Below are 12,702 nucleotides of genomic sequence, written 5' to 3'. Positions count from 1 at the left end.
CAAGCTTGGGCAGCCCAACTGGGGAAAACAGCCGCGTGCACGGGGTGAGCGAGGCGGAGGCTGCGGTTTCTGTCCCTGATTTTCTCTGTAGGATAGATGTTGCTTAAAAATTAAGCTTGCGCAGAAAAATCCATGTGAATCAAGTGCTTGTCTCACTTATCCAGGTGTCGGTGCAGACTTTTCCACAAGTTTGATGGGGTGTGGCGGGGACAAGTGGCGGCCGGTGTGGAGACCTGCTTTTTATCAGGGACAGATGGTGTGCAGCGACATGGCGCCAGTGCGCGCAGGCAGACCGTGGTGTTCTTTTTCGATGCAACTTCGAGATGCGTCCTTCCACAAGCGGCGAAGGCACCGCTCTGACCGGTGCTGTTACATTGCCTGCCGATCCGTTCGGCGGAACAGCGCGCAACTGGGGCTGGCAGCACACTTGTTTCCGCCCGAAGGGGCCGGATGGACCCTCCCACTCCAGCACCTGGGCTCCCCGAGCAGTGGGGCAGGAGCCTTCGCCGTAGGTCTTTACCTCCATCAAAGCCATGAAATTCAAGCGGGTGCTGCGTGAAACGCTGCGGTTCTGGCCGTCGCAGATACCGATTGCCGACGGCAAGCCCACTGCCGGCAGTGGCGGCGTGTTTCCGCAACTGTCCAGGCTGTGGGACCGGGCCGAAGCCCAGGCTCAGACGTGGAGCGAAGCGCACCAGTTGATGGTGTGGGCGGCCTTCTGCGCCTGGCACAAGGCTGCTGTCCTGCGCCGGAAGGCGGGTCTGGGCTGGGTGACCAAAGCGGACCTGGACGGCAAGTACCTGCGCCGGAAGTACGAAGAGAGCCTGTTTGCGCCCGGCAGCGCTTACCCCCGCCAGATGCTGCGGGCATACCGCCGCGAGGTGAAGGCCAGGCAAGGCCGGATCCGTCGCTCCCGTTGAGCCGTGCCGGCAGGCTCGCGCTTGCGGTTCAGCATCTGCATGGAAGATCTGCCTGTGGGGATCACACACCGTGGCCCATGGCCGGGAGCTATGGACGAGAGCGGCGCGGCGGCCCTCACGCCGCCGCCTGCACCAGATGGTCGATCAGCGCCCGCACTTTCAGCGGCAGATGGCGTGTGGGGGAATACAGGGCGTAGGCCGTGCGTTCCGTATAGCTGCCGCCCAGTTGCCAGTCGGGAAGCAGCTGCACCAGACGGCCTTCTGCAAGTGCCTGTTCTGCCGCAAAGTCGGCGGCAATGCCCACACCCTGGTGCTGCAGTGCCAGGGTGACGATGCCGGTGCTGCTGGCTACGGTGATGGGGGTGTGCACGGCCAGCTCCAGCGGTGTGCGGTCGGTGGCAGGGGCTGCGGTCGGTGAGGTGCCCGCAGCCGATGGCGGGGCAGGTGCGGCGGATGGGGCTTTGGCCTGCGCTACCGGCTCCCAGCGCAGCTGGTTCTGAAAATCCCCGTAGCCCAGGGTGATGCAGGGCAGGCCGGCCAGCGCACGCGGGTGGGTGATGGGGGCGGGCAGCTGCCGGAGCCAGGCCGGTGATGCCACGGGGATGTAGCGCACCGTGCGCAGCGCGCGTGCCACCAGGCCAGGAGGCAGCTGGTCGGGGGTGGTGATGCGCAGGGCCAGGTCCAGCCCTTCTTCGGTCAGGTCCACCATGCGGTCGCTCAGTTGCATGGCGATTTCCACGGCCGGCCAGCGCTGGCGCAGTGCCGGCAGCTGCGGGGCCAGCCAGGTGTCGCCAAACACCACCGGTGCGCTGATGCGTACCGTGCCCCGCGGGATGTCGCCGTAGTGGCCGGCGGTGGCATGCACTTCGCGCGCCAGGCGTGCCATCTGGGCGCAGCCGGCATAGACCTCGGCCCCCAGCTCGGTCAGCGAGACCGAGCGCGTGGTCCGGTGCAGCAGCCTGGCGCCCCAGTGCGCTTCCAGCCGGCCCACGCTGCGGCTGATGGCCGAGGTGGTCAGCCCCAGCTGGCGTGCGGCGGCGGCAAAGCCGCGCAGCTCCACCACTTTGGCAAAGACCAGCATTTCAGGCACCAGCGTGTGTTCGGTCAGCATGGGAGCAGGGGTAAATAGGGTAGTTGTTGAATCAGATGCAACAGTGCTTTGCATGATGGCTTATTGATGCTTTGCAGGCAATGCGTCACGCTGCGGCCATGCACATTTCCTCTCTCTTTTCTGCGGCCTCCGGGGCAAACCGGCCTGCTGCAACGACCCAGGCGCCACCGGCTGCCGCAGCAACGGCTGCCGCAGCTCCGACGGTGCTTCAGCCTGCTTCGCTCCGGGGGGCACTTGGCGCATGGTGCTGGCCATGGCGCTGTCCGGCACCATCGGTCTGCTGGTGGTGGAAAGCGGGCTGCCTGCGCTGTGGGTGGTGTGGCTGCGCTGCCTGTTCGGTGGCCTGGGCCTGGCGGCCTGGGTGGCGTGGGCGCGCCAATGGCGTTCGCCCTCGCGCCGGGAATGGGGCTGGCTGGGCGTGGGTGGCGTGGCGCTGGTATGCAACTGGGTGGGGCTGTTCAGTGCCTACCGCTACAGCAGCATTGCGGTGGCCACCGTGGTCTACCACGTGCAGCCGTTTGTGCTGCTGGTGCTGGCGGCGGTGTTCCAGGGCGAAGCCTTGCCGTTCAGGAAGCTACCCTGGCTGGGCCTGGCGCTGCTGGGGGTGGCGCTGAGCAGCGGGCTGGATGGCACGCAGGCCAGCCGTGCGGCCTGGCCCGGTGTGGCGTTGGCCCTGGGGGCCGCCACCTTGTATGCCGTGGCCACCTTGGCCACACAGCGCCTGCGCCGTCTGGCGCCGGCCCAGATCGCCATGCTGCAAATGGGCCTGGGCGTGCTGGTGCTGGGGGTGCCGGTGGCTGTGTGGGGTGGGGCAGCCGTGTTCAGCGCCAGGGCCTGGGGGACCGTGCTGGTACTGGGCCTGGTGCACACGGCCTGCATGTACACGCTGATGTATGCCGCCTTTCAGCGGCTGCCGGCCCAGGCGGTGGCCGGTCTGTCCTTCATCTACCCGGTGGTGGCGCTGGGGGTGGACCTGCTGTGGTTTGGCGCCAGGCCCACCTTGGCGCAGTGGGCCGGCATGGCCCTGATTCTGGGTGCGGTGGCGGCATACCGGCGCAAGGCATGAATAATTTCCTAAATGAATATCGATGGAATATCAATAGGAAATGGGATTTTTAGCATGTAGTTTGTTTATTAAGTTGTTCGTAATTCGATAGTTTTTGGTAATTGTTCGTAAGCGTGCGAGCCAATATTTAAATTGGAAGACCAACGGTATCGACCAGACCATCCGCCCTACCAAGTCCGCTGGTTCCTTGCGGGCAGCACGCAGCACCGCTGTAGGAGGTCAACATGCGTACGAAACAATTGACAGTTCGGTTAGCCGCGATTCGCGGCTTGTCCGAGGAATCTCGCATTGCCGTCACATCCACCCGCTGGCGCGCTGCCACGGCCATCGTGCTGGCCCTGGGGCTGGCGGCCTGCTCTTCCAGTGGATCGCTGCGTTCGGACGCCGGGCCAAGCGGCTCAGGGGGCGGAGCGGAGGTGGCTGGCGGTGGTGGCAGCACGGGCGGCGGCAGTGGCGGAACGGGCGGCACCGGTGGTGGCAGTACCGGCGGTGGTGATGGCGGCGGCACCGGAGGAGGGGTCTCGGCTCCGGTGGCGGCCATCAACGACCTGACGGGCGGCACCAGCAACATCGTCACGTCCACCGGCAATCTGCTGGACAGCGTGGCATCCGGTGTCGGAGGCGTCGGGTCCAACACGGCATTGGCGCCCACCACGGCGGCGCTGGGTGACACACTCTCCCATCCGGCTGCAGCCGTCCAGGCGGTGGGTACTGCCTTGAGCGATGGTCTGGGCTCCATCGGCACGAATCCGGACGTGATTGGCACCACCGCCAAGGTGATCGAGCCCGTAGTGAATGAGCTGGGGCAGACCGTTTCCGGTGTGGGCACGACCCTGTCCACACTCAACACCCCGGCACTGGGTCCGGTGGGCGATGTGGTGGGCCTGGCCGGTAGTGCGGTGGACGGCGTGGGCCAAGGCGTCTCGCAGCTGTCGGCGCGGGTCGGCTCGGTCCTGGACAGCACGGCGGTCAACCAGCTGACGACCACGGGCAGCCAGCTGGTCACTCCCTTGCTGGTCACGGCCATTGGTGCCACCCAGTCCATCGGTGGGGCGACCCAGTTGGGCGCCCCGGTCAACAACCTGCTGCAGACCGCCGGCGGCGCGGTCAACCAGCTGGGTCAGTCCATCGGCCAGTCGCAGGCCCCGCTGGCTTCGCCGCTGGGGCAGGTGGTCTCTAGCGCCGGGCAGACCGTGGCGGCCGTCGGCGGGGTGCTGAATGGCGGCGCCGGCAGCGGTGCGGCGGGTGGCCTGGGCAATCTGCTGGGCGGCAGCACCGGCCTTCCCGTTGTCAGCGGCACTGCGACGGCAGGGGTCACGGCAACGCCTGTCGTTACGCTCGTCAGCAGCGTCACAGGTGCCGTCGGTGGCACGGTAGGATCGACGACAGGAACCGGAACCCAGGCTGCCATCACGGGAACGGCTTCCGCAGGAACCACCACCACACCGGCTGCGCAGACCGGCAATGTGCTGAGCAATGTGCTGGGTGGATTGTTGGGCAAGCGTTGAACCGCATGGTCCTGCAGCCGGCCTGAAACGGCCGGCTGCCAGGGCTGAGGAGGAGAACTGGCCTGTATGAAGCTGTACCTGCGTGTGTTGGTGGTCGGGTGGGCGGTGTGCCCCTGGGGGGCATATGCCCAGGCAGTGGCTCCGGCGGGCAATCCGCTGGATTCGCTGCCGCAGACACCGGCGGTGGCCCCTCCGCCCAAGCCCCAGGTGCAGATCACGCCGCCACAGCAGAGTGCAGACTTTCTGGCGCAGACCGTGGTGCCGCGCCAGTTCGATATCGTGGGGGTGCGCTCGGTCCCGTTCGACAGCGTGGCCAAGGTCTTTGCCCCGTTGGCAGGCCAGCCGGTCACCCTGGCGCGGATTGTGGAGACGGGGACCGAGATCACCCGCATCTACCAACAGGCCGGTTACGCGCTGTCCTTCGCTTTCGTGCCCCCGCAGGATTTTCGCAACGGGGTGGTGAAAGTCACCGTGGTGGAAGGCCACATCGCCCAGCTGCGCATAGAGGGCCAGGCCGGCAAGTCCGAAGCCCTGCTGCGTGAACTGGCAGAGCCGCTGCTGGCGGAAAAGCCGTTGCGCAGCGAGACCTTCCACTGCCAGACGCAGCTGATGGCGCGCATTCCCGGCGTCCGCGTGACGGCATCCGCGCAGCTGCCCACCACCACCGATGGCGCCACCACCTTGGTGCTGGCGTCCTCCCACCAGCCTGTCAGCGTGTCCCTGGGCGCAGACCTGCGACAGGGCCATTCCAAGGCCATGGCCACCGTGCTGGCCAATGATCTGCTGGGAGCCGGCAGCCAGCTGACGGCCACCAGCTTGCTGCGTCCCTGGGATGAAGAACGGTTTCTGGCCGTGGGCTACCGCCAGTGGCTCAACCGGCAGGGGAGCATGCTCAGGGTCAACGCCTCGGAATACCGCCAGACCGTACAGGATGGCCCGGGCCTGGTCGGCATTGATGATCTGACCCAGCAGCGGCGGATCGATGTGTCGGTGCAGCATCCGCTGCGGCTGGACCAGCGCACGGTGCTAATGGCGGCTGCCGGCATCTATGGGCTGAACTACCAGCGCGGTTTCACCGAAAGAGCCTCCGGTGCGCAGCTTGTGACGCAAGAGCATGTGCGGGCCCTGTATGCGCAGCTGGACTGGACTTCCGCGCAGGAGCGCACCGTGCGCAATGCTTCGCTCATGCTGGTGCATGGATTGAATGCACTGGGCGCGGGCACCGAGCGCAGCACCAATTTCGGGGTGGAGCCAGCACCCAATCCGGCCAAGCTCGCTTTCTGGCGGCTGGCCTGGGATGCCGGCCTGCGCAGCAACAAGGCCAGCGGAGTGGGCGCAGCGGTGTCCTTCGGCGGCCAGTACAGCCCGGACATCCTTCCCATCGCCGAACGCATCTCCTTTGGCGGCAGCCGTTTTGGCCGCGGCTACCAGGCCGGGGAAGTCACCGGGGATTCGGGCATCGGCGCTGCCGTGGAGCTGAACTACAGCTGGCCGGTCCAGCAAAAGTGGCTCAAGCAGGTGCAGCCCTATGTGCTGTACGAAGCCGCCCGGACCCGGCAGGAGCAGCGGGGCGTGCCGTCGGCCAGCCTGCGCTCGGCCAGCGTGGGGGTCCGGCTGAACAACCAGCGCTACTACAGTGCCGACTTTGCGCTGGCCAAGCCACTGGGCGATCCGGCCTTCAACAACCCCGACCGCAAACTGCGGGTGAGCGTGCTGCTCAGCTACCAGTTGGATTGACGACGACGGGTACGCAGGTCCGGAGCGCAGACGTGCAGGCGCCGGTGTGTTCCCGGTCAGGCTGTGCAAGAGGGGCGGCACCCTGCCGCCTTCCGCCGTTCACCCGTACGCGCGCAGTGCCCTGGTGCTGCGCGGGGGGCTTACAGCAGGGCCATCAGCAGCGGCATGGCCACCGCTGTGGCAACGCCGTTCAGGCCCATTGCCAGGGCGGCAAAGGCGCCGGCCGTGGGGTGCTGCTGGATGGAGCGGGCCGTGCCGATGGCGTGCGCCGTCAGGCCCAGGGCAAAGCCTTCGACAGCCGGGTCGGTGCAGTGCAGCACGCGCAGCAGCCAGGGGGCGACGATGGTGCCCGCAATGCCGGTGATGGCCACGGCCACGGCCGCCAGCGAAGGCAGTCCACCAAAGCGTTCGGCCAGCGGCAGGGCGATGGGGATGGTGGCCGACTTGGGCGCCAGTGAGACCATGCTTTCCATGGAAGCGCCAAACAGCCAGGCAATGCCCATGGCCGACAGCAAGGCCACCACGCAGCCCACCACCAGCGACACGGCAATCGGGCGCCACAGGCGGCGGATGCGATCGCGCTGGGCATACAGCGGCAGCGCCAGGGCCACGGTGGCCGGGCCCACCAGCAGGCTGAGCCATGCCGTGCCCTGCTGGTAGGTGGCGTAGGGCGTGCCGGTGAGCAAGAGCACGCATACGATGACCGGCACGGCGGTGAACACCGGAATCAACCAGGGCTGCTGGCCGCTGCGCTTGTACAGCCAGACAGCGCCCAGGTAGCAGGCGATGGTCAGCACCAGCCAGGGCAGGGGGCCGGCGGTCATGCTGGCCAGGGTGCGGGTGAGAAGCTCGTTCATGCCTCGTCCTCCACGGCGCTACCATGGCGGGCGCGCTCGCGGCCCATCATCCATTTGAAGGTGAGCGCCGTGGCCACCAGCGTCAGCGCAGCTCCCACCACGCAGGACAGCACAAACGGCAGCCATTCGCGCGAGAGGCGGTCAAAGTGCAGCATCACGCCCGCAATGGTGGGGATGAACAGCAGCATCATGTTCTGCAGCAGGAAATGGCCCGACTGCTCCAGCCACATGGGCAGCGTGCGCTTGTAGAGCAGCGCGATCAGCAGCAGCAAGGTGCCCGCCAACGCACCGGGAAAGGGGATGCCCAGGGCGGTGACCAGCACCTGGCCCAGCCATTGAAATACCAAAAGAACCAGCAAGGCCTGCAACATGCCAATAACGTCAATTCAAGGTGAAAGAGGAAGCCTGCCCCTGCCCGCCGGGGCACAGGGAGGGGGACGCAGCCGTGGCTAACACTGCCGCAGGCTGGCAGTCTAGGCCGGCTGGGCATTGGCTGCTGTGCGCACGCGACAGTCAGCGCCGCCTGCCTGCTTTCTGGGCAGGCTAAGCCGTCGGCAATGAAATCAAACACTTGGGGACGGTTTGCACCCGCGGGAAACGACTTGTCCACAGGGTTGTGCAGGGAAGCTGTGGGGAAGGTCTAGGGTAAGTACCTAGAATAGACCCTTTGGCCGTTCGCCAGCACCGCAGGTGCGGTGCCCCTGCGGGGTGGCCCATACGCAGCCCGTGCAGCTTTTTGTGCTGGTGGGCGCTGCCGCGGCTGCAAGCCCATAGCCAGCTGCGGCACCGCAATGCACGCTGGCCTGCAAGGGCATGCCGGCGTGCGGACACTTCCGCCTCCGCCGCAGTGGCCCCACCGACCACCAGCGGGTGGGTGGGGAGCGCGCCGCTGCCGCCCGGCTTTTCCCATTTTTCGACCGACGACAACCTATGACCGCCAATACACCCACCGTGGTGATGTTTGCCATTTACCTGCTGGGCATGCTTGCCATCGGCTGGGCTGGCTACAAAGCCACGGACAACCTTTCCGACTACATCCTGGGCGGGCGCAGCCTGGGCCCGGTGGTCACGGCCCTGTCGGCCGGCGCCTCGGACATGAGTGGCTGGCTGCTGATGGGCCTGCCTGGTGCCGTATTTCTGCAAGGGCTGTCGGCCTCGTGGATTGCGATCGGCCTGTGCCTGGGGGCCTGGCTGAACTGGCGCTTTGTGGCGGCGCGCCTGCGCATCTACACCGAGAAGGTCGGCAACGCGCTGACGCTGCCGGACTACTTCACCAACCGTTTTGAAGACCGGAGCAATCTGCTGCGCATCGTCACGGCGCTGGTGATTCTGGTGTTCTTCACCATCTACTGCGCCTCGGGCGTGGTGGCCGGCGCGCGCCTGTTCGAGTCCATGTTCGGCATGGACTACCAGACCGCGCTGTGGGTGGGGGCCGTGGCCACCATGGCCTATGTGTTCATCGGCGGCTTCCTGGCCGTGAGCTGGACCGACACCATCCAGGCCTCGCTGATGATCACCGCGCTGATCCTGGCGCCGCTGATGGTGATCTACGCCGACGGTGGCGTGGGCCCCAGTGCGGCCATCATCGACACCGCCCGCAGCGGCGCGTTCGACATGTTCCGGGGCCAGACCGTGATTGCCGTCATCTCGCTGCTGGCCTGGGGGCTGGGCTACTTCGGCCAGCCGCACATCCTGGTGCGTTTCATGGCGGCGGAATCGGTGCAGACCATTCCCAATGCCCGTCGCATCGGCATGACCTGGATGGTGCTGTGCCTGGGCGGCGCCGTGGCCGTGGGTTTCTTCGGCATCGCCTTTTTCAACGGCCGACCCGATCTGGCTGGCGGCGTGAATGCCAATGCCGAAACCGTGTTCCTGGAAGTGGCCAAGCTGCTGTTCAACCCCTGGATCAGCGGCGTGCTGCTGGCCGCCGTGCTGGCGGCCGTGATGAGCACCTTGTCCTGCCAGTTGCTGGTGTGCTCCAGCGCACTGACGCAGGACATCTACAAAACCTTTTTGCGCAAGCAGGCCAGCGAACGGGAACTGGTCTGGTTCGGCCGCGCCATGGTGTTTGTGATCGCGGTGATCGCTATCGTGATCGCCCAGGACCCCGAAAGCAAGGTGCTGGGCATGGTCAGCAACGCCTGGGCCGGCTTTGGCGCGGCCTTCGGCCCGCTCGTGCTGCTGTCGCTGCTGTGGACGCGCATGACGCGCAATGGCGCGCTGGCCGGCATGGTGGTGGGCGCGGTCACGGTGCTGGTCTGGCAGCACTACCAGTGGTTCAAGCTGTATGAGATCGTGCCGGGCTTTGTGCTGTCGACCGTCGCCATCGTCATGGTCAGCCTGCTGGGCAAGATGCCTTCGGCTGCGGTGCAAAAGACCCACGCCGAGGTGGAAACCGAGATCGCCGCCCAGGGCGAGTGAGCGGCTGCGCTCTCCGAAAAAAAGCCCGCCGGCTTGCAGCCGGGCGGGCTTTTTTGTGGGCGGCCTGCGTGGCCGGCTTCAGCCTTTGACCAGGCCGCAGTCCACGATCAGGTTCTGTCCGGTCACGGCACGCGACCAGGGCGAGAGCAGCATCAGCACGGCATCGGCAAACTCGGCCGGCGTGGTCACGCGGCGCAGCGGGGTCATGCTGGCGATCAGGTCGAACACCGCTTCCGGGGTGGCGCTGCTGGCGTCGGTGGTGCGCAGCAGACCGCCGGACAGCATGTTCACCGTGATGCCGTCCGGGCCCAGGTCGTTGGCGGCGGTGCGTGTCAGCGACAGCAGTGCCGCCTTGGCTGCGGTGTAGTCGTGGTAGGGCACCACCGGATTCTGGAACAGGTTGGTGCCCACATTCACCACGCGCCCAAAGCCGGCCGCGCGCATGGCAGGCAAGGTGGCCTGCATGGTGTTGAGCGCGCCTTTGACCGCTCCGTCAAACTGCTGGCTGAAGCGCTCCCAGGCGATGGTGTCCAGCTTGGGGCGGGCATCGCCGTCGAAGGCAAAGCTGGTCAGCGCGTTGTTGACCACGCTGGTGATGGCGTGGCCGGTGCGTTCCTGGGCGGTGCGCACCAGATGCTGTATCGCTGCGGCGTCGGTCACATCGGCCTGCAGCGCCACTGCGCGGGGACCCAGTTCTTCGGCCAGCGCTGCGGCTGCCTTGTCGCTGCGGTGGTAGTTGATCACCACGCCCGCACCTTCGCGCGCGACGGCGCGGCTGATATGTGCACCCAGACCGCGGGCACCGCCGGTCACCAACACCCATTGCTCAGAAATCTGCATCACTTGCCTCATCCACAGGAAAGCAGGGATTGTGCAGCGCCCCAAGTCCCGTGCAGGCCGGCAGGGCTTGCCGGGGCAAAGGAAGTCAGCGGGTGTGGCTGACGTTGGCGTCGATGTCGCCGAACACGGTGATGCCGCTGCCGGAACTGCTGGAGGCACTGGGCATGGTGCCGCCGCAGGCGCTCAGGCCCAGGCAGAGCAGGGTGGCGGTGGTGAAAAGCAGACGTCGCAACATGGAAGGCTCCTGAAAAGGGGATGGGTTGGGCGCGGCGCGGGGGTGGCGCTGGCGGATGGGATGGGCGGGCATGCACTGCCGTGCGGTGGCATGGGGCGCGCAGAGGCCACAGGGTCTGCCATCCAGTCTCTGGCGTCATGGTAGCGGCCCCTGCGCACGGCACGGGTTTGACAAAGCGGGCAGGCCGCGCAGACGGCCCCACCCAGGCGCACCGGAAGGTCTTGGTAACGACCGCTGGGCGGGCGGTTCCCCCAGGGATGGGGTGAAAAGCTTGCAGGTTTGCGCTGGATCAGAAGTCGGTTCGTAACTTCGTGTATCAATCGCGCACCTCTGCAGGGTGGTCTGCGGATTTCTTGTTTTTCCTCCTCACGCTTTTCATGTCACTTCCTCATTTTTTGTCGACAGGCCGTGGCCTGCGCATCGGTGCCAAGCTGGGTTTGGCTTTTTTACGATCAATGTGCTGATGTTCATCATCATCGTGGTATCGGTGGTGCGCCTGACCGGCGTGACCCACACCACGCGCGACATCATCGAGGTGGAATGGGTCAAGACCGAAGCGGCCAACACCCTCAGCAGCATCGCCCTGGCCAATGGCCGGCGCACCGTGCAGCAACTGGTCAGCGCGCCGGCCGAGCGCCAGGCGCTGCGCAACGAGATCACCGAAGGCCGCGAGCGCTTCATCGCCGCCTTCAAGCTGCTGAGCGAGCAGGTCAAGCGCCCCGAAGCGCGCGAGCTGCTGAAGAAGGCCGAAGCCGCACGCGGCCTGTATGTGGAATCGCAAAAGCGCTTTTACGAACTGCTGGACGCCGGCCAGGAAGACGCCGCCCGCCAGGAAATGCTGGGCACCACCCTGGTCCAGCTGGGGCTGGTGCAGCAGAACGCTGACGCCCTGGCCCTGATTGAAAAGCAGCTGGTGGTGGACGCCGGCCACAAGGCCACCGAGGACACCGAATCCGCCCGCCTGTGGGTGTCGGTGATCGGCTTTGGCGCCATGTGCCTGGGCCTGTTTCTGGCATGGCGCATCACCCGCGCCATCGTCCGGCCGCTGGGTGAGGCGGTGCAGGTGGCCCAGGCCGTGGCTTCCGGCGACCTGAACAGCCGCATCACCGTGCGCACCACGGACGAAACCGGCCAGTTGCTGCAGGCGCTGCAGACCATGAACCACAGCCTGTCGGGCATCGTGACCGAAGTGCGCAACGGCAGCGACGCAATCGCCACCGCCACCTCGCAGATCGCCACCGGCAACCTGGACCTGTCCGGCCGCACCGAAGAGCAGGCCAGTGCGCTGGAGCAGACCACGGCCGCCATGCAGGAGCTGGCCGGCACCGTGGGCCAGAACTACGCCAACGGCCGCCAGGCGGCCCAACTGGCCGAGACCGCTTCGCAGGTGGCCGTGCGCGGCGGCCAGGTGGTAGGCGACGTGGTCCACACCATGGAAGCCATCAACACCTCGTCGCGCAAGATCGCCGACATCATCGGCATCATCGACAGCATTGCCTTCCAGACCAATATCCTGGCGCTGAACGCCGCCGTGGAAGCCGCCCGTGCCGGCGAACAGGGCCGCGGCTTTGCCGTGGTGGCGTCGGAAGTGCGTTCCCTGGCCGGCCGCAGCGCCGAAGCCGCCAAGGAGATCAAGGGCCTGATCGACGAGTCGGTCAGCAACGTCAGCAACGGCTGCACGCTGGTGGAGAAAGCCGGCAGCACCATGGACGAGATCGTGGTCAGCGTGCGCCGGGTGGCGGACATCATGAACGAGATCAGCGAGGCCAGCGAAGACCAGACCCATGGCATCGAGCAGATCAACCAGGCCATGATGCAGATGGACCAGGTCACCCAGTCCAACGCGGCCCTGGTGGAGGAATCCGCCGCCGCCGCCCAGTCGCTGGAAGGCCAGGCCCAGGCCCTGGTGCAGGCCATCAGCGTGTTCAAGGCCGATGCCGTGCTGGTGCAGCGCAGCGCGCCTGCGCTGGGCATGCGCCCGGTGGTGCCGGCGCTGGAGGCTTGAGC

Annotated in this window: 11 protein-coding genes; 6 read left to right on the top strand and 5 right to left on the bottom strand. The window is 66.5% G+C overall.

Going from position 1 to position 12,702, the window contains the following annotated elements:
* Nucleotides 1-533 precede the first annotated feature (533 nt).
* Nucleotides 534-920 (top strand): hypothetical protein, encoded by a 387-nt coding sequence (locus CT3_RS16130; protein ID WP_066536493.1) that lies wholly within the window; start codon nucleotides 534-536, stop codon nucleotides 918-920.
* Nucleotides 921-1,035: 115 nt separating this feature from the next.
* On the opposite strand, the gene CT3_RS16125 is transcribed toward CT3_RS16130, so the two are convergent.
* Nucleotides 1,036-2,031, bottom strand: a complete 996-nt coding sequence (locus tag CT3_RS16125; protein ID WP_066536489.1) for a LysR family transcriptional regulator — start codon at nucleotides 2,029-2,031, stop codon at nucleotides 1,036-1,038.
* Between the two features lie 241 nt (nucleotides 2,032-2,272).
* Here CT3_RS16125 and CT3_RS16120 point away from each other — a divergent pair, with 241 nt between their 5' ends.
* The 3 genes from CT3_RS16120 (at nucleotide 2,273) to CT3_RS16105 (ending at nucleotide 6,342) form a co-directional block, all read left to right on the top strand.
* Complete coding sequence (locus CT3_RS16120; RefSeq protein ID WP_066536486.1) at nucleotides 2,273-3,097, top strand: DMT family transporter; 825 nt, start codon at nucleotides 2,273-2,275, stop codon at nucleotides 3,095-3,097.
* Between the two features lie 269 nt (nucleotides 3,098-3,366).
* Nucleotides 3,367-4,605, top strand: coding sequence for a collagen-like triple helix repeat-containing protein (locus tag CT3_RS16110; RefSeq protein WP_066536483.1), 1,239 nt, complete (start codon nucleotides 3,367-3,369; stop codon nucleotides 4,603-4,605).
* A 66-nt stretch (nucleotides 4,606-4,671) separates the two neighbouring features.
* Complete coding sequence (locus tag CT3_RS16105; protein ID WP_066536481.1) at nucleotides 4,672-6,342, top strand: ShlB/FhaC/HecB family hemolysin secretion/activation protein; 1,671 nt, start codon at nucleotides 4,672-4,674, stop codon at nucleotides 6,340-6,342.
* Between the two features lie 140 nt (nucleotides 6,343-6,482).
* Here the strand turns inward: CT3_RS16105 and CT3_RS16100 are convergent, their stop codons facing one another.
* Together CT3_RS16100 and CT3_RS16095 are read right to left on the bottom strand one after the other, a co-directional pair.
* A complete protein-coding gene (locus CT3_RS16100) occupies nucleotides 6,483-7,199 on the bottom strand; it encodes an LrgB family protein (RefSeq protein WP_066536475.1) in 717 nt (238 codons plus the stop codon).
* Complete coding sequence (locus CT3_RS16095; protein WP_066536470.1) at nucleotides 7,196-7,570, bottom strand: CidA/LrgA family protein; 375 nt, start codon at nucleotides 7,568-7,570, stop codon at nucleotides 7,196-7,198. Before CT3_RS16095 ends, CT3_RS16100 begins: the two co-directional genes overlap by 4 nt.
* A gap of 559 nt (nucleotides 7,571-8,129) precedes the next feature.
* Between CT3_RS16095 and putP the strand changes: the two genes are divergently transcribed.
* Nucleotides 8,130-9,620 carry a sodium/proline symporter PutP gene (putP, locus tag CT3_RS16090; RefSeq protein ID WP_066536467.1) on the top strand — a complete coding sequence of 497 codons (1,491 nt, stop codon included), beginning with the start codon at nucleotides 8,130-8,132 and terminating at the stop codon, nucleotides 9,618-9,620.
* Nucleotides 9,621-9,698: 78 nt separating this feature from the next.
* On the opposite strand, the gene CT3_RS16085 is transcribed toward putP, so the two are convergent.
* Nucleotides 9,699-10,460, bottom strand: coding sequence for a 3-oxoacyl-ACP reductase (locus tag CT3_RS16085; RefSeq protein ID WP_066536464.1), 762 nt, complete (start codon nucleotides 10,458-10,460; stop codon nucleotides 9,699-9,701).
* 85 nt (nucleotides 10,461-10,545) lie between these two features.
* Nucleotides 10,546-10,695, bottom strand: a complete 150-nt coding sequence (locus CT3_RS21465) for a hypothetical protein (RefSeq protein ID WP_172591776.1) — start codon at nucleotides 10,693-10,695, stop codon at nucleotides 10,546-10,548.
* A gap of 463 nt (nucleotides 10,696-11,158) precedes the next feature.
* Here CT3_RS21465 and CT3_RS16080 point away from each other — a divergent pair, with 463 nt between their 5' ends.
* Nucleotides 11,159-12,700, top strand: a complete 1,542-nt coding sequence (locus tag CT3_RS16080; protein WP_083520433.1) for a methyl-accepting chemotaxis protein — start codon at nucleotides 11,159-11,161, stop codon at nucleotides 12,698-12,700.
* The last annotated feature ends 2 nt before the right edge of the window (nucleotides 12,701-12,702 follow it).

The sequence above is a fragment of the Comamonas terrigena NBRC 13299 genome (assembly GCF_006740045.1).
Taxonomy (GTDB): domain Bacteria; phylum Pseudomonadota; class Gammaproteobacteria; order Burkholderiales; family Burkholderiaceae_C; genus Comamonas; species Comamonas terrigena.
The sequence above is the reverse complement of the archived record's forward strand: the minus strand, read 5'-3'. Positions and strand labels throughout refer to the sequence as shown.

Coding starts and splice junctions, on each gene's coding strand:
- CT3_RS16130 (WP_066536493.1), top strand. CDS start 534: ATGAAATTCAAGCGGGTGCTGCGTGAAACGCTGCGGTTCTGGCCGTCG.
- CT3_RS16125 (WP_066536489.1), bottom strand. CDS start 2,031: ATGCTGACCGAACACACGCTGGTGCCTGAAATGCTGGTCTTTGCCAAA.
- CT3_RS16120 (WP_066536486.1), top strand. CDS start 2,273: ATGGTGCTGGCCATGGCGCTGTCCGGCACCATCGGTCTGCTGGTGGTG.
- CT3_RS16105 (WP_066536481.1), top strand. CDS start 4,672: ATGAAGCTGTACCTGCGTGTGTTGGTGGTCGGGTGGGCGGTGTGCCCC.
- CT3_RS16100 (WP_066536475.1), bottom strand. CDS start 7,199: ATGAACGAGCTTCTCACCCGCACCCTGGCCAGCATGACCGCCGGCCCC.
- CT3_RS16095 (WP_066536470.1), bottom strand. CDS start 7,570: ATGTTGCAGGCCTTGCTGGTTCTTTTGGTATTTCAATGGCTGGGCCAG.
- putP (WP_066536467.1), top strand. CDS start 8,130: ATGACCGCCAATACACCCACCGTGGTGATGTTTGCCATTTACCTGCTG.
- CT3_RS16085 (WP_066536464.1), bottom strand. CDS start 10,460: ATGCAGATTTCTGAGCAATGGGTGTTGGTGACCGGCGGTGCCCGCGGT.
- CT3_RS21465 (WP_172591776.1), bottom strand. CDS start 10,695: ATGTTGCGACGTCTGCTTTTCACCACCGCCACCCTGCTCTGCCTGGGC.
- CT3_RS16080 (WP_083520433.1), top strand. CDS start 11,159: ATGTTCATCATCATCGTGGTATCGGTGGTGCGCCTGACCGGCGTGACC.